Source organism: Kitasatospora sp. NBC_01300 (assembly GCF_041435235.1).
In the GTDB taxonomy this organism is placed as follows: Bacteria; Actinomycetota; Actinomycetes; order Streptomycetales; family Streptomycetaceae; genus Kitasatospora.
The window spans coordinates 3,324,664-3,345,774 of sequence record NZ_CP108408.1; the positions used below are offsets into that span (position 1 = coordinate 3,324,664).

The 21,111-nt window shown below is 73.8% G+C and carries 17 protein-coding genes; 10 read left to right on the forward strand and 7 right to left on the reverse strand.

What is annotated here, in order from left to right; genetic code table 11:
* The first annotated feature begins 236 nt into the window (after window positions 1-236).
* Window positions 237-1,769, forward strand: a complete 1,533-nt coding sequence (locus tag OG556_RS14580) for a glycosyltransferase family 39 protein (RefSeq protein WP_371517412.1) — start codon at window positions 237-239, stop codon at window positions 1,767-1,769.
* A gap of 137 nt (window positions 1,770-1,906) precedes the next feature.
* Here the strand turns inward: OG556_RS14580 and OG556_RS14585 are convergent, their stop codons facing one another.
* The gene (locus OG556_RS14585) at window positions 1,907-4,156 is read right to left on the reverse strand and encodes a hypothetical protein (RefSeq protein ID WP_371517413.1); all 2,250 of its coding nucleotides are present in this window, start codon (window positions 4,154-4,156) and stop codon (window positions 1,907-1,909) included.
* Between the two features lie 298 nt (window positions 4,157-4,454).
* On the opposite strand from OG556_RS14585, the gene OG556_RS14590 reads away from it, so the two are divergent.
* The 3 genes from OG556_RS14590 to OG556_RS14600 all read left to right on the forward strand — a co-directional run bounded on the left by OG556_RS14590 (window position 4,455) and on the right by OG556_RS14600 (window position 6,869).
* The gene (locus OG556_RS14590; protein WP_371517414.1) at window positions 4,455-5,198 is read left to right on the forward strand and encodes a GPP34 family phosphoprotein; all 744 of its coding nucleotides are present in this window, start codon (window positions 4,455-4,457) and stop codon (window positions 5,196-5,198) included.
* A gap of 601 nt (window positions 5,199-5,799) precedes the next feature.
* Window positions 5,800-6,660, forward strand: coding sequence for a helix-turn-helix transcriptional regulator (locus OG556_RS14595; protein WP_350877673.1), 861 nt, complete (start codon window positions 5,800-5,802; stop codon window positions 6,658-6,660).
* Window positions 6,660-6,869, forward strand: coding sequence for a DUF397 domain-containing protein (locus OG556_RS14600; RefSeq protein WP_350877671.1), 210 nt, complete (start codon window positions 6,660-6,662; stop codon window positions 6,867-6,869). Before OG556_RS14595 ends, OG556_RS14600 begins: the two co-directional genes overlap by 1 nt.
* A gap of 197 nt (window positions 6,870-7,066) precedes the next feature.
* Here OG556_RS14600 and OG556_RS14605 read toward each other — a convergent pair whose 3' ends face one another.
* Entirely contained in the window at window positions 7,067-8,182 is a 1,116-nt protein-coding gene (locus OG556_RS14605; protein WP_371517415.1) for an ADP-ribosylglycohydrolase family protein, read from the reverse strand.
* 230 nt (window positions 8,183-8,412) lie between these two features.
* Window positions 8,413-11,022, reverse strand: a complete 2,610-nt coding sequence (locus OG556_RS14610; protein WP_371517416.1) for a bifunctional FO biosynthesis protein CofGH — start codon at window positions 11,020-11,022, stop codon at window positions 8,413-8,415.
* 182 nt (window positions 11,023-11,204) lie between these two features.
* Between OG556_RS14610 and OG556_RS14615 the strand changes: the two genes are divergently transcribed.
* From OG556_RS14615 to OG556_RS14625, 3 genes are read left to right on the forward strand one after another with little or no spacing between them, the layout of a single operon-like run.
* Entirely contained in the window at window positions 11,205-12,494 is a 1,290-nt protein-coding gene (locus tag OG556_RS14615; protein WP_371517417.1) for an outer membrane lipoprotein carrier protein LolA, read from the forward strand.
* A gap of 3 nt (window positions 12,495-12,497) precedes the next feature.
* Window positions 12,498-13,610, forward strand: a complete 1,113-nt coding sequence (locus tag OG556_RS14620; RefSeq protein ID WP_371517418.1) for an ABC transporter ATP-binding protein — start codon at window positions 12,498-12,500, stop codon at window positions 13,608-13,610.
* The gene (locus tag OG556_RS14625) at window positions 13,597-14,517 is read left to right on the forward strand and encodes an ABC transporter permease (protein ID WP_371517419.1); all 921 of its coding nucleotides are present in this window, start codon (window positions 13,597-13,599) and stop codon (window positions 14,515-14,517) included. The genes OG556_RS14620 and OG556_RS14625 overlap by 14 nt, the downstream gene beginning before the upstream one ends.
* Here the strand turns inward: OG556_RS14625 and rarD are convergent.
* Window positions 14,507-15,475: an EamA family transporter RarD gene (gene rarD / locus OG556_RS14630; protein WP_371517420.1), complete on the reverse strand. Its 969-nt coding sequence runs from the start codon at window positions 15,473-15,475 to the stop codon at window positions 14,507-14,509. The two genes, OG556_RS14625 and rarD, sit on opposite strands and share 11 nt — an antisense overlap.
* 137 nt (window positions 15,476-15,612) lie before the next feature.
* Window positions 15,613-16,461 (reverse strand): SDR family oxidoreductase, encoded by an 849-nt coding sequence (locus OG556_RS14635; RefSeq protein ID WP_371517421.1) that lies wholly within the window; start codon window positions 16,459-16,461, stop codon window positions 15,613-15,615.
* A 205-nt stretch (window positions 16,462-16,666) separates the two neighbouring features.
* Between OG556_RS14635 and OG556_RS14640 the strand changes: the two genes are divergently transcribed.
* The gene (locus OG556_RS14640) at window positions 16,667-17,008 is read left to right on the forward strand and encodes a helix-turn-helix domain-containing protein (protein ID WP_350877776.1); all 342 of its coding nucleotides are present in this window, start codon (window positions 16,667-16,669) and stop codon (window positions 17,006-17,008) included.
* On the opposite strand, the gene OG556_RS14645 is transcribed toward OG556_RS14640, so the two are convergent.
* Window positions 16,995-17,762: a TetR/AcrR family transcriptional regulator gene (locus OG556_RS14645; protein WP_371517422.1), complete on the reverse strand. Its 768-nt coding sequence runs from the start codon at window positions 17,760-17,762 to the stop codon at window positions 16,995-16,997. The two genes, OG556_RS14640 and OG556_RS14645, sit on opposite strands and share 14 nt — an antisense overlap.
* An 82-nt stretch (window positions 17,763-17,844) precedes the next feature.
* Window positions 17,845-18,840: an Lrp/AsnC family transcriptional regulator gene (locus OG556_RS14650; RefSeq protein WP_371517423.1), complete on the reverse strand. Its 996-nt coding sequence runs from the start codon at window positions 18,838-18,840 to the stop codon at window positions 17,845-17,847.
* A gap of 262 nt (window positions 18,841-19,102) precedes the next feature.
* Here OG556_RS14650 and OG556_RS14655 point away from each other — a divergent pair, with 262 nt between their 5' ends.
* Both OG556_RS14655 and OG556_RS14660 read left to right on the forward strand, forming a co-directional pair.
* Window positions 19,103-20,668: an MFS transporter gene (locus tag OG556_RS14655; RefSeq protein ID WP_371522706.1), complete on the forward strand. Its 1,566-nt coding sequence runs from the start codon at window positions 19,103-19,105 to the stop codon at window positions 20,666-20,668.
* A gap of 125 nt (window positions 20,669-20,793) precedes the next feature.
* Window positions 20,794-21,051, forward strand: coding sequence for a DUF6011 domain-containing protein (locus OG556_RS14660; RefSeq protein ID WP_371517425.1), 258 nt, complete (start codon window positions 20,794-20,796; stop codon window positions 21,049-21,051).
* Window positions 21,052-21,111 lie beyond the last annotated feature (60 nt).

A 21,111-nucleotide genomic window follows, 5' to 3' on the forward strand; every position in this document is an offset into this window, starting at 1 on the left:
CGGCGATCACCAGCTTCGTCGCAGCTCGGCGGCGGTGGAAGGGGCTTCGGCTGGACGGAAGTGGCCCTGGACCGTTCCGTCCAGGAGCGGTCGGCCTCCGGGCCGGGGCCGGGTCGGGACCGCGCCGGGGCCGGGTCGGGGTGCGGGTGCCGACGAGGGGTCAGAGCGGGTCAAGTAGCCTGCCGGAAAAGTGTTCGACCGCCTTGCCGCGCCGTGCGAAGGAGACGAAGGACCCGATGAGACCTGCTGGGCACCCGGTGGTGCGACTGCTGGGGCAGGTGTGGGTGTGGCCCGCGGTGGTGATGCTGGCGGTGGGCGGGTACCGGCTGGGGACGCCGGAGCTGTGGCGCGACGAGATGGCGACCTGGACGGTGGCCACCCGGTCGTTGGGCGACCTGCTCCGGCTGCTCCAGCACGTGGACGCCAGCAACGGGGCGTACTACCTGCTGATGCACGGCTGGACGACGGTGTTCGGCGACTCCGTGGTGGCGCTGCGAATACCCTCCGTGCTGGCGATGGCGGGGGCGGCCGCGTTCGTGGCGCTGACCGCCGAGCGGCTGTTCGGCAACCGGGTGGCGGCGGTCGGCGCGGGGCTGCTGTTCGCGGTGCCGCCGGAGGTGTCGCGGTACGCGCAGGAGGCGCGCGCGTACGCGCTGGTGACCTTCGCGATCGCGGCGGCCACCTGGTTCCTGGTGCGGGCGCTGGAGCGGCCGACGTGGCGGCGGTGGGCGCCGTACTGCGCCGCGATGGCGGCGGCCGGCGCCGGGCACCTGATCTCGTTCAGCACCGTGGCCGGGCAGGCCGCGCTGGTGCTGCTGCACCTGTGGCGCACGCGCGGGGCGGCGGAGCGGCGGCTGCTGTGGCAGTACCCGGTGGCGGTGGGCGTGGCAGCGGTGCCGGTGCTGCCGGTGGTGCTGCTCGGCAGTCAGCAGTCGGACCGGCAGCTGGGCTGGATCGAGAAGCCGAACCTCGGGGGCCTGGTGCACTTCGGCCAGCACCTGTTCGGCTCGCACACGGTGTTCTACGCCTTCGTGCTGCTGGCGCTGCCGGCGCTGCTGCTGCCGGGCCGGCGGGTGCAGGCCGGGCAGGCGCTGCTGCTCGCGGGGCTGCCGGTGGTGGGCGTGTGGGTGGTGTCGCAGGGCGGCACCTCGTACTTCATCGAGCGGTACATGCTGTTCACGGTGCCCGCGTGGGCGGTGCTGGCCGGGGGCGGGGTCGGCGCGGTGTACGGCGTCGCGGCGGCCTGGGCGAAACGTTTCCGTGCTCCGGGCCCGGCCAGGGCGGCGGTGGGACTGCTGGCGCTGGGACTGCTCGCCCTCCCGGCCGTGGCGGCGCTGCCGAAGCAGCCCGCGGTGCGCTACGTGGGCTCGCACAACGGGTCGGAGGAGCCGTTCCGGGCGGCGGCCGGGGTGATCGCCGCGGGCTACCGGTCCGGGGACGGAATGGCGGCCCCGCTCGGCAACCAGGCCTGGGCGATGGTGTGGCCGGGCGTCAGCTACTACCTGCCGCCGGACGTCCACCCGTACCCGGTGTTCGTCGCGCAGAGCGCCGACGACGCGGAGGACCTGTCGCCGACTCCGTGCCCGCAGCCGGAGGCCTGCCTGGGGCAGGCGGCGCGGATCTGGCTGCTGGTCCTCGGGGACACCGAGGACCCGCTGACCACCATGCCGGAGGACCAGGCCCAGGCCCTCCGCTCGCAGTACGGCTCGCCCGACCAGGTCACTCCGCTCGGCGGGTTCACGGTCGCGCTGCTCGACCGCGACAACTGACGGGACGGGCTCGGAGCACGCGACGACCGACGAGCGGGACCCGGCGCACGCGACGGCTGACGGGCACCACCCGCAACATGCGGAAACACGACGGAGGGGGAGCCGGGCGAACCGGCTCCCCCTCCGTCGTCGCGGTGTCAGAGCGTGCGGGTCAGCCGGGACTGGATGGACGGCGGGTTCAGGTCGGACTGGAGGGCCACCGGGACCTCCGTCTTGTCGTCGCCCTCGCCGACCCGCAGCAGGCCGACCTCCTGGCCGGCCTTCGCGGTGTGGCCGAGCTTGGCCGCGTCCAGGGTGACCGTGCCGGTGATGCCCGGGAAGCCGGCCACCACGAGGTCCTTGGTCGCGACGACCTGGACCTTGCCGCCGAGGCCGTCGTCCACGGTGCCGACGACATCGCCCTTCTTCACCACGGTCTGGCCGGTCAGGCCGCCCTGCGCGGCCTGGATCTGCTTGCCGCTGACCTTGAGCACGGTCGGCAGGATGCCGTCGCCGGGGTTGGGCGAGGTGGCCTGCTGGCCCAGGGTGACGCCGATGATCAGCCGCTTCACGCCGCCGATCTCCTTGTAGGCGGCCCACATCAGGCAGCCGCCGGCCGGGGTGCTGGAGCCGGTCTTGACGCCGATGACCCCGGTCTTCGGGTTGATCAGGTTGTTGGTGTTGGAGATCTTCACGTTGTTGAGGCTGGTCTCCGGGGTGGAGACGATCTGCCGGAAGATCTCGTCCTGCATGACCTGCTCGGCCAGCTTCAGCTGGTCCTTGGCGGTGGACTTGGTGTCCGCGAGGAAGCCCGCCGGGTCGGCGTAGGTGGTGTTGGTCATGCCGAACTTGGCCGACGTCTCGTTCATCAGCTTGACGAACGCTTCCTCGGAGCCGGAGTGGAAGCGGGCCAGCAGCCGGGCCACGTTGTTGGCCGAGGGCAGCATCAGCAGCTCCAGCGCCTGGTACTCGGTGAGCACCTGGCCCTCGGTGAGGGTGACCCGGGACTCGTCGACGTTGCCGGACTCCTGCGCGGCCTGCTTGTCCACGGTGATCTTCGGGCCGCTCTCCCCCTTCTTCAGCGGGAACTTCTGCAGGATCAGGTAGGCGTTCATCACCTTGGTGACGCTGGCGATCGCGGACGGCGTCTCCTGCCCGGAGCTGCCGAGGCTGCCGACACCGACCACCTCGGCGGCTGACTGGCCCTTGGCCGGCCAGGCGAGGTCGAGCGGGTCGCCGGCGAAGCTGAAGCTGCCCGCGGCGGACATCCGCACCTTGGCGTCCGGCAGCGGGCGCAGCAGCTGGGCCACCACCGCCGCACCGAGCACCACGGCGAGGAAGGCCGTCCAGATGGTGATCCGCTTGAGCGCGCGGCGCAGCGGCGAGACCGGGCGCGCGTTGAGGGTCGCCAGGACCTCCATCGCCTCGGCGGTGTTCTCCGGCGCGGGCGGCGGCTCCGGGAGGGGCAGCGGCTCGGGCTTCGGCAGCGGCGGGACGGGCGGCACCGGCCGCGGGTCGGGGGTGGGCAGTGGCTCGGGGGCCGGGGCGGGGCCGGGCACGGGGGCGGGAGTCGGCTTCGGCAGCGGCTCCGGGCCGGGCTGCGGCTCGGGTTCGGGGAGGGGCTTGGGCGCCGGGTGCGGCTCGGGCACCGGCTCCGGGACGGGGGACGGCTCGGGCTGCGGGGTCGGCGCCGGGGGCTCGGGCACGGTGCCGGACGCGGCGGCCTTGGGGGCCACGGCGGCGGCGGAGGCGCGCGGAGGCGCGGGCTCGGCCGGCTCCTCGGGCTCGGCCGGTTCGGCTGCCGCCTCGTCCGGTTCGTCGCTCTCGGGCGCGGCGGACGCGGCGGGTTCGGCGGCCTCGGCGGGTGCGGCGGCCCCGGGCGTGTCGCCCTCGGACGCGGCCTTCTCGCCGGCCTCCCCCGCCCCCTTCTCCGTGCCCTTCTCCGAGCCCTTCTCCGCACTCCCCGCCACGGCTCCCGCACCCGCAGCGGCCGTCCGCATGGCGAGACGCGGGTCGGTTCCGGTCGGCCGTCCGGCCGCCTCCTCCTCGCCGTCGGTGGCCGTCACGGCCTCCGCCTCCCCGGCCGCGACGTCGGAACTTCCGTCACCGGCGGGCTTGGTCAGCTCCTCGGGCAGCCGCAGCGCGGTGGTCGCACTGTCCACCGGCAGCCGAAGCATCGTGGTCTTGCTGTCCACATCCCGGACACGGAGCTGTACGGTCGAGCCGCGCTTGGCCCCCGCCGCCGGCGCGTCGCCGGGGCCGGTCCCGGCCTCCCGGCTGCCGTTCGGGTTGCCGTCCGGAGCACCGTCCGGGTCCGGACCCGCACCGCCGGCCGTCCCGGTCCGTTCGCGTTCGCGCTCCTGCGCCCGCTCGCCGTCCCTCAGCACCCTGTCGGGGGACTCGCCCACGTATCCCAGCCTCCTCAACGCCCGGCGGGGCACCGGCAGACCCGATTTCGGGAAGCCGACGCCCCGCCCCGTGTACCTGTACAGTCTCCGCCACCGCCGGCCGATCCGGCCGCGCACACCCCGCCCGACCGGCGCTTATTGCCGTCGCACGGGCGTACTGCGGTCTGTTCACCGGTCAGACGCCGGGCCCGCCGCCCCTGGTTCCCCGCCTCCGCGGCAAGGTCACGATTCGGAGGCGTACTCGACAAGCCCGTGTGAGAGGCGTCACCCTGTCTCTCATCCACGCGGGGAGGCTTGGATGGGCAAGAGCCGCAGAACTGTTCCCGAGGAACTCTTGCTGCTCGCTTTGGACCCGACCACGGGTACCACGGCGCAGCCGCAGACCCTCGACCTCGGACTCGCCGGGGCCCAGCTCGTCGAGCTGTCCCTGGCCGGACGGATCGTACCGGAGGGAGACCGGATCGCAGTCGTGCTCGCACGGCCGACCGGCGACCCGACCCTGGACCACGCACTGGAACTGCTGCGCCGACGCGGCAGTCCGGTCCGCGCGGCGCACTGGATCGGCGGGCCCCGGCTGGGGCTGCGGCAGACCTACCTGGCGCACCTGGAGCGCTGCGGCATGGTCACGGCCGTGCCGGGCCAGGTGTGCGGGGTGCTGCCGACGACCCGCTATCAGGCGTCGGACGACTGCACCAACGCCGCGATCAAACAGCGGCTGGACACCGCCATCCGCACCGGCGTGCCGCCGGACCCGCGGACGGCGGCGCTGGCGGCGCTGGCCCATTCCGTCGGCCTGGGCAAGCACCTGTATCCGGGCAACGAGGGCCGGTCCTCGCGGTCGCGGCTGCGCGACCTGATCCGGTACGACCCGCTGGGCGGGATGGTCGCGCACGCCGTGATGGACGTGCAGAACGGCCTGCCGGCGCAGCAGAACCGTGCTGCCCAGGGTTCCGGGACCGGCACCGGCACCGGGCGCTCCGGCGCCCGCGCGGCGGGCCGGGGCTCCGGGCGGGTCGCCGCCTCACGGGTCGGCGTCCGCTGACCGGGACCGCCCGGGCGCGCGGGACGCCGCACCGGTCGCCGTACGGCCTGCGCGGCCCGTACGGCCCGTGCAGCCCGTGACGGCGGGCAGGACGAGCACCACCGGCACCACGGGCCCGGCGGCACCCCCGACGGCGCGCGCCGCCCCGTTCACGCCGCCCGACGGCGCTGAGCAACGGCGCTGAAGGACCCGACGCACCACCGAAGCAGCACCCGCACCACCAGGAGCACGGAGGGGCGGTCGCCCCGCGACGGAAGTCGCCCGGTGACCGCCCCTCTGCCGTCCCCGGAGGCCCTTCGGGGCCCGTCCGGGGAGCCCGGCGGTCCTGCCCTCGCACGTGCCTCTGGCACCTGCGCCGCCGGGGAGCACATCCTTAGCCCGTACCGGTTCGAGCCGCTGAGCCGCATTACCACTCGAAGGCCCTCGCCGTCTCGCAGAAGTGCTTTTCCGACGATCTGTTCTACTGCGCTGCTGTGATTCCCTGACGCCGACCTGGCCCAAGGTGACATGCTGCTCCAAGTCAGGGGGGTTGGTCCCAATGTCCGAAGTGTTCCGAGGGCTGCCGATCCAACGATCACCAGAGGTCCGGCCGGAGGTCGATGTGTCGACGAGCATCAATCCCACCGTGCGCCGTCGGCGCCTGGGCTCGGAGCTGCGCAAACTCCGCGAGGGCCTCGGGATGACGGCGGAGGAGGTGGCGGGCCGGCTGATGGTCTCCCAGTCGAAGATCAGCCGACTGGAGAACGGCCGCCGCAGCATCAGCCAGCGCGACGTGCGCGACCTCTGCGACGTCTACCTCGTGAACGACGAGCAGATGCGCGCCAGCCTGATGGAGATGGCCAAGGAGTCCCGCCAGCGCGGCTGGTGGCACGACTTCAACGACATGCCGACCCCGTACAGCGTCTACATCGGACTGGAGGCCGAGGCCTCCTCGATCCGCGCGTACGAATCCTCCTTCGTCCCGGGCCTGTTGCAGACCGAGCAGTACGCGCAGGCTGTCGTGGAGGGCACCCAGCCGGACACCGACGCGCTCGCCGTGCAGCGCAGGGTGCAGGTCCGGATGAAGCGCCAGGACCGCATCCAGGGCGAGAACCAGCTCGGCAGCCTGTGGACCGTCATAGACGAGGCGGTGCTGCGCCGCGAGGTCGGCAGCCGCGAGGTGATGGCCGAGCAGCTCAAGCACATGATGGAGCTGAGCCAGCACCCGAACATCACCATCCAGGTGATCCCGTTCTCGGCCGGGGCCCACCCCGGTATGACCGGGACATTCTCCCTGCTGGAGTTCCCCGAGTCAGCCGATTCCACGGTTGTCTACTTCGAAGGGGTGACGAGCGATCTCTACCTGGAGAAGGACGCGGACGTCCGCCGCTATACCGGTCTGTACGACTACCTGCGGGCGGCGGCACTCGGCGTGGCGGAGAGCCGGGCACTGATAGCTGAGATTGAAGAGGGATACCACTGATGAGCACCACCTCCGAGCACGGAACCCGCTGGCGGAAGAGCAGCCACAGCGGCGGCAACGGCGCCTGTGTGGAGATCGCCACGCCGGCCACGGGGGCGGTGGCGGTACGGGACTCCAAGGACCCTCAGGGGCCGCAGCTGCGCTTCTCCGCCGAGGCCTGGACCGCGTTCGCGAGCGCTGCGGCCACCGGGGTGTTCGGCCGCCACTGACCCTGCGGCGGCCATCGACCCGGCCCCGCGCCCCCGGTGCGAATCCGAGCTCGGCCCGGTTGCCCGTAGCAGTGGCCGTCGCCCTCGCCGGCGGCCGACGCTACGGGCAACCGTCGTTCCCGCCCGGACCGCTTTCCCGCCCGAACGACCTTCCCGCTCGGACTTCCCGCCCGAACTTCCCGTCCGGTCCGCCCCGTTCAGCGCACCACCGGGTACCGCTCGGCCCAGGTCAGCCCCTCCGGGGTGCGCGGATCGTGCAGTTCGGTGCCGTGCATCAGTTCCAGCACGAAGTCGTCGGCGAGTTCGAGGATGGCGCCTCGCCCCTCCAGCCCGGCCACCAGCCCCGACGGCAGCGCGGTGTCACCGTGCAGCACCCCGAGCAGGCTCCCGCAGACCGCGCCGGTGGAGTCGCTGTCCCCGGAGTGGTTGACGGCGAGCAGCAGGCCCGAGCGCACGTCGTGCGCGACCAGCGCGCAGTAGACCCCGATCGCCAGCGCCTCCTCGGCGACCCAGCCCTCCCCCAGCGCCTCCACCCGGTCGGCGGACGGCTCGCCGGCCCGGACGGCGTCCAGCGCGGCCCGCAGCGCGGCGGTGGTCTCCTCGTGCGCCTGCCGCTCGGAGAGCAGCGCCAGGGCGAGGTGGACGCCCTCCTCCAGGGTGCCGCCGCGGGCCACGCTCTGGACGATCACCGCGAGCGCGCCCGCCGCGAGGTAGCCGGTGGGGTGGCCGTGGGTGAGCACCGCGCACTCCACCGCGAGTTGGAAGACCAGGCCCGGCTCCCAGCTGGTGAGCAGGCCGAACGGCGCCGCCCGCACCACCGTGCCGCAGGCCTTGGAGTGCGGGTTCTTGGGCCGCTCCACGGTGCCGAGGAACTCGGCGTCGGCGCCGGTCAGGCCGGACAGGCAGCCCTGGCCGGGGGCGCGCTGGGCGTACAGCCACTCCTCGCGGCCGAGCCAGCCGAGGTCGGGGCGGCGCTCGTCGGGGCCCCAGTCGCGCTGGGTGGCGGCCCAGCGCAGGTAGGCCAGGTGCAGGTCGGTGGGCGGGTGCCAGCTGCCGGTGTCGCGCCGGATGTGGGCGCGGATCAGGCCGTCGACGGTGAACAGGGTGAGCTGGGTGTCGTCGGTGACGGCGCCGGTGCGCCCGTACGCGGGGACGTAGCCGGTGACGCCCTGCGGGCCGTGCTGGGCCCGGATCTTCTCCAGCGGCTCGAACTCGACGCCGGCGCCGAGCGCGTCGCCGATGGCACCGCCGAGCAGACAGCCCCGCACCCGGCTGCGGAAGTCCTGCTGCTGGGCGCGTGACCACAGTGGCATCACGACGGGGCGCCTTTCCTCGGGGCAGGGGGCTGCGCGACGCACGGCCGCGGCGCGCGCCCTGGCACTGTATTCGAAGACCCGAGCGAATCAAGGGCGTCCCTCGTGCTCCGGTTTCCCGGCCCCGGCCGCCGTACGGGCGGCAGCGGGGCCGGGGGAACCGGCAGGCCGGGGCCGGGTGAACCAGCAGGCCGGGGAACCGGGAGGCCGGTGGCAGGGAAGTGGCGGGATCAGTCCAGGACCGGCAGCAGCTCCGGCAGGTGCCCGTCCGAGGCCAGCGCCGCCGCCCGGCGCTCGGCCGGCACCTCGCCGTACGTGGTGGTGCGCTGGCGGTGCGGGCGGCCCGCCGCCTCGGCGATCGCCTGGAGGTCGCGCACCGACTTGTAGCTCCCGTACGCCGAGCCGGCCATCCGCGAGATGGTCTCCTCCATCAGCGTGCCGCCCAGGTCGTTGGCGCCCGAGCGGAGCATCTCGGCGGCGCCCTCCGCGCCCAGCTTGACCCAGCTGGTCTGGATGTTGGGGATGTGCGGGTGCAGCAGCAGCCGGGCCATCGCGACCACCGCGCGGTTGTCCCGGGCGGTCGGGCCGGGCCGGGCGATGCCGGCCAGGTAGACCGGCGCGTTGGTGTGGATGAACGGCAGGGTCACGAACTCGGTGAAGCCGCCGCCCGTGCCGTTGGCCGCCAGGGAGCGCTGCTGGATCTCGGCGAGCAGCCGCAGGTGCCCGAGCCAGTGCTTCGGGGTGTCCACGTGCCCGTACATCATGGTGGACGAGGAGCGGATGCCCAGTTCGTGCGCGGTGGTGACCACCTCGACCCAGGTGGCGGCGGGCAGCTTGCCCTTGGTGAGCACCCAGCGGACCTCGTCGTCCAGGATCTCGGCCGCCGTACCCGGGATGCTGTCCAGGCCGTTCTCCTTGGCCCGCTGGAGCCAGTCGCGGATGGACAGCCCGGTGCGGGTCGCGCCGTTGACCACCTCCATCGGCGAGAAGGCGTGCACGTGGATGCCGGGCACCCGCTCCTTCACCGCGCGGGCGATGTCGAAGTAGGCGGTGCCGGGCAGGTCCGGGTGGATGCCGCCCTGCATGCAGACCTCGGTGGCGCCCACCTCCCAGGCCTGCGCGGCCCGGTCGGCGACCTGCTCCAGCGACAGGGTGTAGGCGTCGGCGTCGGTGCGGCGCTGGGCGAACGCGCAGAAGCGGCAGCCGGTGTAGCAGACGTTGGTGAAGTTGATGTTCCGGGTGACGCAGTAGGTGACGTCCTCGCCCACGGTGTCCCGGCGGACGTCGTCGGCGATCCGGCAGAGCGCGTCCAGGGCCGGGCCGTCCGCGTGGAACAGCGCCAGCGCCTGGTCGTCGGTGAGCCGCGTCGGGTCGTCGGCGGCCACCGCCAGCGCCTCGCGCAGGTCGCCGACCAGCCGCTCGGGCGCGCCCTCGGCGAGCACCTGCTCGCGCAGCACCTCCCAGTCGCCGTAGACGTCCTCGAAGTCGGCCCGGCGGTCGCCGGTGCGGCCCTCGGTGTCGATGGTGGCGTGCAGGTCGGTCCGCCCGTACGAGACGGGCAGGTCCTCGGGCTCCTGCCAGGGCAGGCCGCGGACCACCGCGTCCGGGTTCGCCAGCCCGGTCTCCGGGTCGGCGAGGGCGCGCACGTGCGGCAGCACCCGCGGGTCCAGCCAGGGCTCGCCGCGCCGCACGTACTCGGGGTAGACGGCGAGGCGCTCGCGCAGTTCGAAGCCGGCGGCCGCGGAGCGCTCGGCGAGCCGCTCGATCTGCGGCCACGGGCGTTCGGGGTTGACGTGGTCGGGGGTGAGCGGCGAGACGCCGCCCCAGTCGTCGACGCCGGCCGCGATCAGCCGCTCGTACTCGCCGTCCACCAGGTTCGGCGGCGCCTGCAGGCAGGCCGCCGGGCCCATCACGTGCCGGGCCACCGCCACGGTGGCGACCAGCTCGTCCAGTTCGGCGTCGGGCATGCCGCGCATCGCCGTGTCCGGCTTGGCGCGGAAGTTCTGCAGGATCAGCTCCTGGACGCCGTGGTAGGCCCGGGAGACCTTGCGCAGCGCGAACAGCGACTCCGCGCGCTCCTGGTACGTCTCGCCGATGCCGATCAGCAGGCCGCTGGTGAACGGGACGGAGCTGCGCCCGGCGTCCTCCAGCACCCGCAGCCGGACGGCCGGCTCCTTGTCCGGCGAGCCGTGGTGCGGGCCGCCGGGCTCGCTCCACAGCCGGGTGGCGGTGGTCTCCAGCATCATGCCCATCGAGGCGGAGACGGGCTTGAGCCGCTGGAAGTCCGTCCAGCCGAGCACCCCGGGGTTGAGGTGCGGGAGCAGGCCGGTCTCCTCCAGGATGCGGATCGACATCGCCCGCACGTAGGCGATGGTGTCGTCGTACCCGTGCGCGTCGAGCCACTCGCGGGCCTCGGGCCAGCGGTCCTCGGGCTTGTCGCCGAGGGTGATCAGGGCTTCCTTGCAGCCGAGTTCGGCCCCGCGCCGGGCGACGTCCAGCACCTCGTCGGGGGACATGAACATCCCGTGGCCCGCCCGGCGCAGCTTGCCGGGGACGGTGACGAAGGTGCAGTAGTGGCACTTGTCGCGGCAGAGCCGGGTGAGCGGGATGAAGACGCTCTTGGAGTAGGTGATGACGCCGGGCCGTCCGGCCGCCTCCAGCCCCGCGTCGCGGACCCGGGCGGCGCTCGCACACAGGTCGTTCAGGTCCTCGCCTCTGGCCTGGAGCAGCACCGCGGTCTCGGTGACGTCCAGGGCGACGCCGTCCCGGGCTCGGCGCAGTGCGCGCCGCATCGCGTTAGCGGTCGGGGGGTTGCTTGCGTCCATGGCGGTTCCGTCCATGGCGCGACCCTACGCCAGGTGTCGTACGTTCGGAGTAGCCAACCCTGAGGGCGTCTCAGGGTCGATGTACCCGTGAGGTTTACCCCGAACTGGCCCCGCAGGGCGATGACGGGAGCGGAGTGCGGGCCTCTAATGGAGGGGCACAGCCAATCGCTCGTGTTCGTAGAGGAGTTGAGGACGCCATGACCAATGACACGGCGGCGGGGGACAACGTGGACGGCGGCGTGCCGTACCGCTCACGGCGGCGCATGCTGGTGCGGGCCGGGGTACCGCTGACGGTGGCCGCGGTGATCGCCGCCGGGGTCGGGCTGGTGCCCGCACTGGCCGCCGACGCCCCGCCCGAACTTCCCTCGCTGACGCCGGAGCAGCTGGTGGCCAAGGTGCTCGGCTCCGACGCGCAGAGCCTCTCCGGCACGGTGTCGGTCTCCACCGACCTCGGCCTGCCCAGCCAGCTGCTGGGTGCCGCGGCCGGCGGGCTCGGCGCGGCGGCCGGGCGCGGCGGCGGCCAGGGCTCCTCGGCGGCCGACCCGCAGGCCAAGCTGCTCGGCCTGCTCGGCGGTGACCAGACGCTGCGGATCGCGGTGGACGGCCCGGACCGCCAGCGGGTCGACCTGCTGGAGGACATGGCCGGCTACACCGTCGTCCACAACGGCGACCAGGCCTGGGCCTGGGACAGCTCGACCAACACCGCCGTGCGCCTGACCGGCCAGACGGGCGCCCAGCACCCCGACGCCGCCGGCAAGCACGCCGGGGCGCCGCTGACCGGGGTGCCGACGACCCCGCAGGAGGCCGCCCGGCAGTTCCTGACCGCGAGCGCGGGCACCACGTCGGTCACCGTGGCCGGCACCGCCAACGTGGCCGGGCAGAAGGCGTACCAGCTGAGCGTCAAGCCCGCGCAGTCCGGTTCGACCGTCGCCGAGGTCCGGATCGCGGTCGCCGCCGACAACGGGGTGCCGCTCTCGGTGGTGGTCAAGGGCGTCGACGGTTCCACCGTGCTGGACGTCCACTTCACCGACGTGTCCTTCGCCAAGCCGGCCGCCAAGACCTTCGACTTCACCGTGCCCAAGGGCGCCAAGGTGACGGAGCACAAGGCGGACGAGGGCGCCAAGGGCGAGGTGCCGCAGGGCTTCGCGCCCGAGGGTTCCGCTCCCGGGGGCAAGGCCGGTCAGGACGCCTCGGGCCAGGACCACGGCGGCGTGAACGTGATCGGCGAGGGCTGGACGACCGTGGTCTCGGCGCAGCTGCCCGGCGGCGCCGTCGACGCGCCGCAGGACGGCGGCAAGGGCGGCAAGCACGGCGGCCGGGGCGCGGCCCTGAACCCGCAGGCGCTGGTGAAGTCGCTCGGCAAGCCGGTCGGCGGCGGCACGCTGATCAGCACCAAGGTGGTGAACGTCCTGGTCACCGACGACGGCCGGGTGTTCGCCGGCGCGGTGACCCTGCCGGTGCTCCAGCACGCCGCCGGGGTGAACTGACGGATGACGAAGACTCCCGTAACGGGGGACGTTACGGAGTCGGCCGGGGGTCCGGGCGCCGAGCAGCGCCCGGGCCCCGCGCCTTCCGCCTCTCCCTCCTCCTCCCCCTCCGCCCCCGGTTCCGCCGCCTCCGCCGGTTCCGCCGGCTCCTCCCGGCCCGACGACGTGATCAGGACCCGCGGCCTGACCAAGCGCTTCCGGGGCGGCCAGCTCGCCGTGGACGGCCTGGACCTGAGCGTGCCGCGCGGCTCCGTCTTCGGCTTCCTCGGCCCGAACGGCTCCGGCAAGACCACCACCATCCGGATGCTGATGGGCCTGATCGCCCCCACCTCCGGCGTGGCCACCGTCCTCGGCGAGCCGATGCCGCAGTCCGTCGCCTCCGTGCTGCCCCGGGTGGGCGCGCTGATCGAGGGCCCGGCGCTGTACGGCTTCCTCTCCGGGCGGGACAACCTGGTCCGGTTCGACGCCGCCGACCCGACCGCCGACCCGCGCACCCGGCGCCTGCGCGTCGAGACGGCGTTGGAACGGGTCGGGCTGAGCGCCGCGGCGGCCAAGAAGGCCCGCGCGTACTCGCTGGGCATGAAGCAGCGGCTCGGCCTGGCGTCGGCGCTGCTCCAGCCGCGCGAGCTGCTGGTGCTGGACGAGCCCACCAACGGGCTGGACCCGCAGGGCATGCGCGAGATCCGGGCGCTGGTGCGGGAGGTCGCGGCGGAGGGGACCACGGTGTTCCTCTCCTCGCACCTGCTGGACGAGATCGAGCAGGTCTGCACGCACGCGGCGGTGATGTCCCGGGGCCGGCTGGTGGTGCAGGGCACCGTCGCCGAACTGGCCGCCCGCGCGCAGGGCCGGCTGGTGGTCCGCACGCCGGACGTGGCGCACGCCGTGGAGGTGCTGGCGGCCCACCGGGTCGGCTCCCTGCTGCCCCGCGACGGGCGGGTGGACGGCGATCTCGGCGCGCTCGGCCCGCTCGGCTCCCCGGTCGAGGAGGCGCTGCCGAAGCTGTGTGCGGCGCTGGTCGAGGCCGGGGTGCGGGTGCACGGGTTCGGGCTGGAGCGGGGCACGTTGGAGGACGCCTTCGTGGCGCTGACCGGGGAGGGCTTCGATGTCGCAGGCTGAGCTGTCACAGGCCGGGGCGGTGCCTGTCGGGGCGCAGCCGGTCGGTGCGCAGCCGGTCCGGGCCGGGCGGAGGCCGCAGACGGCGGCCGGGTTCCTGGCGCTGTTCCGCAACGAACTGCACCTGACCTTCCGCCGGATGCGCACCAAGGTGCTGCTGGGGATCCTGGCGGTGCTGCCGATCCTGATCGGCGTGGTCGTCAAGCTCAACACGGGCAGCCCGCACGAGGGCGGCGGCGGGGTGAACTTCATCGCGCAGACCACCCAGAACGGCCTGTTCCTGGTCTTCACCGCCCTCGCGGTCGCGCTGCCGGTGTTCCTGCCGATGACGGTCGGCGTGGTCGCCGGGGACTCGGTCGCCGGCGAGGCGGCCACCGGGACGCTGCGCTACCTGCTGGTCGCCCCGGCCGGGCGCACCCGGCTGCTGGCCGCCAAGTTCACCGCCGGGCTGGTGTTCTGCCTGGCCGCCACCGCGGCGGTCGCGGCGGCGGCGCTGGCCACCGGCGCCGCGCTGTTCCCGCTCGGCGAGGTGACGCTGATCTCCGGCGACACCATCGGCTTCGGCGACGCGCTGTTGCGCGCGGTGCTCGTGGCCGGGGTGGTGGCGGCCTCGCTGGCCGGGCTGGTGGCGATCGGGCTGTTCGTCTCCACGCTCACCGGCAGCGGCATCGCGGCGATGGCCGCGACCGTCGGGCTGGTGGTCACCGTGCAGATCCTGGACGCCTTCCCGCAGCTGGACGCCGTGAGGCCGTTCCTGTTCACCCATTACTGGCTCAGCTTCGCGGACCTCCTGCGCCAGCCGATGTACTGGGACGACGTGTGGAAGGACCTCGGCCTCCAGGCCGCCTACGTCGCCGTGTTCGGCGCGGCGGCCTGGTCCCGCTTCACCAGCCGGGACATCAGCGCCTGACGGCCGCCTCGGCGGGGGCGGGCTGCGGCACGGCCGCGGCCCGCCCGGCGCGGTCGGCCCGCACCTGGCGCAGCGCGTCCCAGGTGAGCACCGCGAGCGCCAGCCAGACCAGGCCGAAGCCGGCCCAGCGGGCGGGCGGCATCGACTCGTGGAACACCGCCACGCCGATCAGGAACTGGAACACCGGCGCCAGGTACTGCAGCAGCCCGAGCACGGTCAGCGGCACCCGCACGGCCGCCGTGCCGAAGAGCAGCAGCGGGATCGCCGTGATCACCCCGCTGAGCATCAGCAGCCCGGAGTGCCCCCAGCCGTACGAGCCGGCCACCGTGTGGCCGAAGGTGCCGCGCCCGCTGACCTCCAGGTAGATCAGGTAGCCGAGCGCGAACGGGAACATGAAGGCGCTCTCCGCCGCCAGGCTCTCCAGCCCGCTCAGTCCGACCTTCTTCTTCAGCAGCCCGTACGTGGCGAAGGAGAGCGCCAGGGTGAGCGCGATCCACGGCAGCCGCCCGTACGCGACGCTGAGCACCGCGACGGCGGCCGCGCCGACGCCGACCGCCGCCCACTGCGCCGTCCGCAGCCGTTCCTTGAGTACCAGGACGCCGAAGCCGATGGTGACCAGCGGGTTGATGAAGTAGCCGAGGCTGGTCTCGACGACGTGCCCGGCGTTGACGCCCCAGATGTAGACGCCCCAGTTGATCGAGATCACCGTGGCCGCGCCGGCCAGCATGGCGAGCCGTCGGGGCTGGCGCAGCAGCGGGCGTATCCAGCTCCAGTGCCGCTGGGCGATCAGCAGCAGCACCACGGCGAGCAGGGACCAGACCATCCGGTTGGCCAGGATGTCGTCGGCGGCGCCGGGCTCCAGCAGTGGCCAGAACAGGGGGAAGAGGCCCCAGATGCCGTAGGCCGCGACGCCGTACCAGAGGCCTCGACCGCTGTCCTGCTGGGTTGTGTCTGGCATGGCCGCCTGCCCTCCGCGCGCGTGTGTCGAGGTGACGGTAGCTGGCGGAGGGGCAGGCTGTCATCTCCGTTTCCGCATTTTGGTCATGACATCGCTGACCTCGGGAAACGCGGGGCTCATCGCCGGCCCGCAGCGCCTCAGGCCTGGAGCGCGGCGCGCACCGACTCGGCCAGCGGGACGGTCGGGCGGCCGATCAGCCGGGCCAGGTCGCCCGGGGTGCCGGCCAGCTCGCCACGGGCGATGCCCGCGTCCACGTCCACCAGCACCTCGGCGAAGCCCTCCGGCAGGCCCGCGCCGACCAACGCCGCGAGGTGCTCCGCCGGTGCCACGTCCTGGTGCGCGACCGGCTGCCCGGAGACCAGCGCCAGCTCGGCCGCCAGCTCCGCCAGGCTCCACGCGGCGTCGCCGCTCAGCTCGTACACCCGGCCCTCGTGGCCCTCGCCGAGGAGCACGGCGACCGCCGCGTCCGCGTAGTCCTTGCGCGGGGCGGTGGCCACCCGGCCGTCCCCGGCGCTGCCGAGCACCACGCCGCGCGCCACCGTGCCGGCCGCGTCCCCCAGGTAGTTCTCGGTGTACCAGCCGTTGCGCAGCAGGACGGACGGCAGGCCGGATGCGCGGATCAGCTCCTCCGTCGCCTTGTGCTCGTCGGCCAGCCGGAAGGTCGCCGCGCCCGGCGCGCTCGTGTAGGCGAACAGCGCGACGCCGGCCGCACGGGCCGCGTCGACCACCGCGCGGTGCTGCGGGATCCGGCGGCCGACCTCGCTGCCCGAGATCAGCAGCACCCGGTCACCGGCCGCGAAGGCGCCGGCCAGGGACGCCGGGTCGTCGTAGTCGACCACGCGGACGGCGACCCCGCGCGCGGCCAGGTCGGCCGCCTTCTCGGCGGAGCGGACGGCGACGGCCACCTCGCTCGCGGGGACCGCGGCCAGCAGGCCTTCGACGACGAGACGGCCGAGCTGGCCGGTGGCACCGGTGACGACGTACATGGGGATGCTCCTCGGGTGGGTTTCTGCCTCGATGGGGTTCCTGCCTCGAAACTCACCCTAGGGACTGCACTAACCTTTCGAAAGTACGCACTTCAAAGTACGGTACTGACATGAAGGTAATGGCAGGACAGTCATGAGGACCCTGGAGGAAGGCCGCCCGGCCGTCCCGGTGCGCGAGCTGCCGCCGGCCGACGTGTTCGACCGCATGTGCCCGTCCCGGGGCGTGCTGGAGCACGTCACCAGCCGCTGGGGCGTCCTCGTGCTCGGTGCGCTGCGCGAGCGCGGCTACCGCTTCAGCGAACTGCGCCGCCGGGTCTCCGGCGTCAGCGAGAAGATGCTCGCGCAGACCCTGCAGACGCTGGAGCGCGACGGCTTCGTGCACCGCGAGGCCCACCCGGTGATCCCGCCCCGGGTCGACTACAGCCTCACCCCGCTCGGCCGGGAGGCCGCCGAACTGGTCGCCGCCCTCGCGCACTGGTCCGAGCAGCGGGTCCCCGCCGTCGAGGCCGCCCGCGCGGAGTACGACGCCCGGCCTAGCGTTCGCTGATCAGGGCCGCCAGCCCGTCCAGGACGCGGGCCAGGCCGAAGGCGTACGCGTGGTCCGGGTCGTACGCGCCGCCGTGCGCCTCGCCGGCGGCGGCGCCCACCCGGGCCGCGACCGGGTAGCGCTCGGCGTCGAAGACCTTGGCGAGCAGTTCGGCGTTGGCGTCCCACCACTGCGCGTCGGTCATCGCGCTGTCCTGCCGGGCGGCGCGCTCGTCGGCGGCCATCCGGGCGCAGGTCTGGACGAAGCCCAGCAGGTGGGTGAGCGCCGCGTCCAGTTCGACGTCGGGCAGGCCGGTGCCCTCGAAGGCGCGCAGCTCGTACTCGTACTTGGCCATCAGGCCCGGGCCGAGCGGCGGGCGGCTGGTGGAGACCGCCGAGACCCACGGGTGGGCTCGGTGCAGCGCCCGGTTGTCGTCGGCGACGGCGGTGACCCTGGCCCGCCAGCCGTCGTCGGCGGGGGTGCTGCGCGGCGTCGTCGCGTAGACGGTGTCCAGCATCAGATCGAGCAGTTCGGCCTTGCCGGGGACGTAGGTGTACAGCGCCATCGGGGACAGCCCGAGCTCCTGCGCCACCCGGCGCATGGTGACGGCGTCCACGCCCTCGGCGTCGGCCAGGGCGATGGCCACGGCGGCGATCTCGCCGGTCGACCGGGCCTGCCGCGGGCCGCGCCGGCCGGGCTTCTCCTCGGCGGTCAGCCCCCAGAGCAGGGCGAGGGTGCGCGCCGGATCTCCTGCGCTGCTGCGGTCCGTGGCCATGGGGGGATCTTTTCACGGCCCCGCCGACGGCTCGACGGAGCGACGGCCGGTCGCTCGGCGGGCCGGCAGCCCGGTGCCGGCGTCATACGAGCGCCGGGTGGATCAGCCGCCCGTGGTGGACGAGCGAGGCGGACTGCTTGAGCCGGTTCACCCGGACGCTGATCTCGTAGCCGCGGATGCCCTCGACGTGGGCCAGGCGGCCGGTGAGGTAACGGTAGAAGTCGGGGGTGTCCCGGCAGGCGACCACGGCCATCAGGTTGTGGCGTCCGCTGATCGCGGCGACGAACGCGCACTCGTGGTGGCCGCCGACCTCCTCGCCGACCTGGTGCAGCCGCGGTAGGTCGACCTGCAGCCACAGGGTGGCGTTGAGCCGGTAGCCGAGGCGCTCGGCCAGGGTGTCGACGTCGTACGTGAGCGAGCCGGCCGCCTCCAGTGCCTCCAGGCGACGGGCGACCCGGGGCTTGGACCAGCCGGTGACCTCGGCCAGGTGGGTGTGGGTGGCCCGGCCGTCCTCGGCGAGCGCGCGCAGCAGCGGCAGGTCCTGTTCGCCCAGGGGCGTCGACGAGGCCGCTGCCGGGGTGGGGTGGCCGGAGGTCAGCCGCCGCACCTGTTCGGGGGTGAGCGAGGCGTCGGGGTCGGTCCAGGGCGCGGTTCCGGGACCGCCGTAGATGCGCACGACCAGGTCGACGTTCACGTCCAGGACCGCGCCCGCTCGCGGCAGCTGGCGCAGCAGCAGGTCGTCGTGGTCGGTTCCGGCGGGGGACCGGATGATGCAGATGATCTCCGAGCCGCCGGAGGCGATGCCGACGTACGCCACCTCGGACCGGCGGGCCAGTGACTGGGCCAGCGGTGCCACCGCATCAGGTCGGCAGCGCAGCCGGACGATCCACTCCGCCTGGCCGTCGGCGTTCGGGTTGCCCAGCCCGACGACGCGCAGCAGGCCGTCCCGCCGCAGGGCGGCGTAGCGGCGCGCCACAGTCTGTTCGGACACGCCGATGACCTCCCCGAGCCGCCGGAACGAGACCCGGGGCGCGCACTGCAAACCGTGGATGATTTTGCGGTCCAGATCATCAGCCATGGAGGAATGGTCCCATCGCCAGGCGCTCAGGCGGAGGTTCCGGGAGGCTTCTTGGGATCGACTGCGGGTTTCGGGCGCCTCGGGGAGAAGCTGATCGGCGGCTCCACGGGCGGCTGCCATCGGCCGTCGCCCCCGGGAGCGGGCGCACGCTCCCGGCGGCGCTCCGAGAATGCGGGGCCTCCCCCGCAGCAGCCGAAGGAACGACCCCGTGAACTCCACAACGACGCCGGACCTCAGGGCCGGACGGGCCGCCACGCTCGTCATGGCCTGCCTGGGTGTCTTCGTCGCCTACCTGCCCGTCACCACCGTGTCGGTGAGCCTGCCGGCGATCCAGCGCGCGCTGGGCACGTCGACCTCCGAACTGTCCTGGGTGTCGGACGCGTTCGTGCTGCCGATGGCCGCGCTGATCCTGACCACCGGCGTCTGGGGCGATGTCCACGGCCGCAAGAAGGTCTTCCAGACCGGCATGGTCTTCTGTGCGCTGGGCGCCGCGATCTCGCTGCTGTCCAACTCGGTGCAGGCACTGTGGGTCGGGCAGGCGGTCTCCGGCATCGGCGCCGCCGCTCTGCTGCCCACCACACTCACGCTGATCAGCCATGCCGTGCCCGACCACCGTGAGCGGGGCAAGTTCATCGGCTTCTGGGCGATGAGCCTGACGGCCCCGCTCGCCGTCGGCCCGCTGATCGGCGGCGCCCTGCTGGAGCACACCACCTGGCGCTGGATCTTCCTGCTGCCGATACCGCTCTCCGTGGCCCTGCTGGCCGTCGCCGCGTTCCGGCTGCCCGACTCGCGCGCCCCGCACGGCCGCCGGCTCGACTGGCCCGGCCAGATCACCGCCGCCGTCGCCGTCACCGCACTGGTCTACGGCGTCATCGAGGGCGGCGCGGGAGGCTTCGACGAACCCGCTGTGATCACCGCGCTGACGCTCGGCGCGGTCGCCGCCGGAGCCTTCGTCCTGGTGGAACTCCGCAGTGCCGGCCCGATGCTGGACCTGGCGCTGTTCCGCAGCCCCGCGTTCACCGCCACCGCACTGGTGGCCGTGGTCAGCTTCCTCGGCCTGATCGGCTTCTTCTTCGTGCTCAGCCTGTACTTCGGCCTGGTCCAGCACCTGAGCACCATGCAGGCGGCACTGCGGATGGTGCTGGTGTCCGGCACCTCGCTGGTGGCCGGCCTCCCGGTCGGACGGCTGATGCACCGGATCCCGCCGCGGGTGCTGATCACCTCCGGGCTGGTGCTGATCGCCGCCGCGATGTTCGCCATGACCGGCGTCGACGCCCACACCTCCTACGCGGCGCTGACCTGGCGGCTGGTACTGCTCGGACTCGGCATGGGCGCGGTGCTCACCCCGATGACCGCCTCCGCGGTCTCCGCCGTTCCCTTCCACCTGGCCGGGATGGCCGCGGCCGGCAACAACGCGATCCGCCAGGTCGGCGCCGCGCTCGGCCCGGCCGTCCTCGGGGCGCTGCTCACCACCCGCGCCCTGAACGCCCTGCCCGAACAGCTCGCGAACGCCGGCGTCCCGGCCCGGACCGGCGCGCGCGTCCTGGACGCCGCCCGCGAACACGGCCTGGGCGCCGTCGCCGGACTCGACCTCGGCCCCGCCACGGGACAGGCCCTGACCGCGCTGAGCAACTCCTTCCTGGACGGCATGCGGCTGTGCCTGCTGGTCTCCGCCGGCCTCGCCCTGCTGGCCGCGCTGGCCTGCGCCCTGCTGCTGAGGAGCCCGTCGAGCGCGGCACCGAGGGCGGCTGGTCCGGGACGGCCGGTGCCGGAAGCGGAGCAGGCCGCGGTCCCGGTTGCGGTCCCGGTCGCGGCGCAGCCGGCCTGAGGACCCGCCCGGCGATCTTTCCGCGAACCCCGGCGGAGCCCCCGGCCGGTGCACCGGCCGACCGTGATCGATCTCGGCGCCGACCGCTGTACCGGTGTTCCCCGAGGCCGGGCTACCGTCTCTCCATGACCAGCGTCCCGACCAGCAACGGCCCGAGTGGCAGCGGCCCGAGCGGTGGCGGCCCGAGCGGTGGCGGCCCGGACCCGCTCCCGGGCACCGACACCCCCGAGGCCATCCGGCCCCGCGTCACCTGCCGCCGCTGCCACCGCCCGCTGCACGACCCGGAGTCGCGGATCCTGCGGCTCGGCCCGGAGTGCCGCGATCCGGCGGAGCGGGTCGCGCGCTTCGACGTCGACCAGGATCCGCTGCCGGGCATCGGGTGACGCACGTCGGGTGACGGGCGTGGCCCGGCGCCCCCTGTTGTAGCGCCCGTCAGGTGTTGT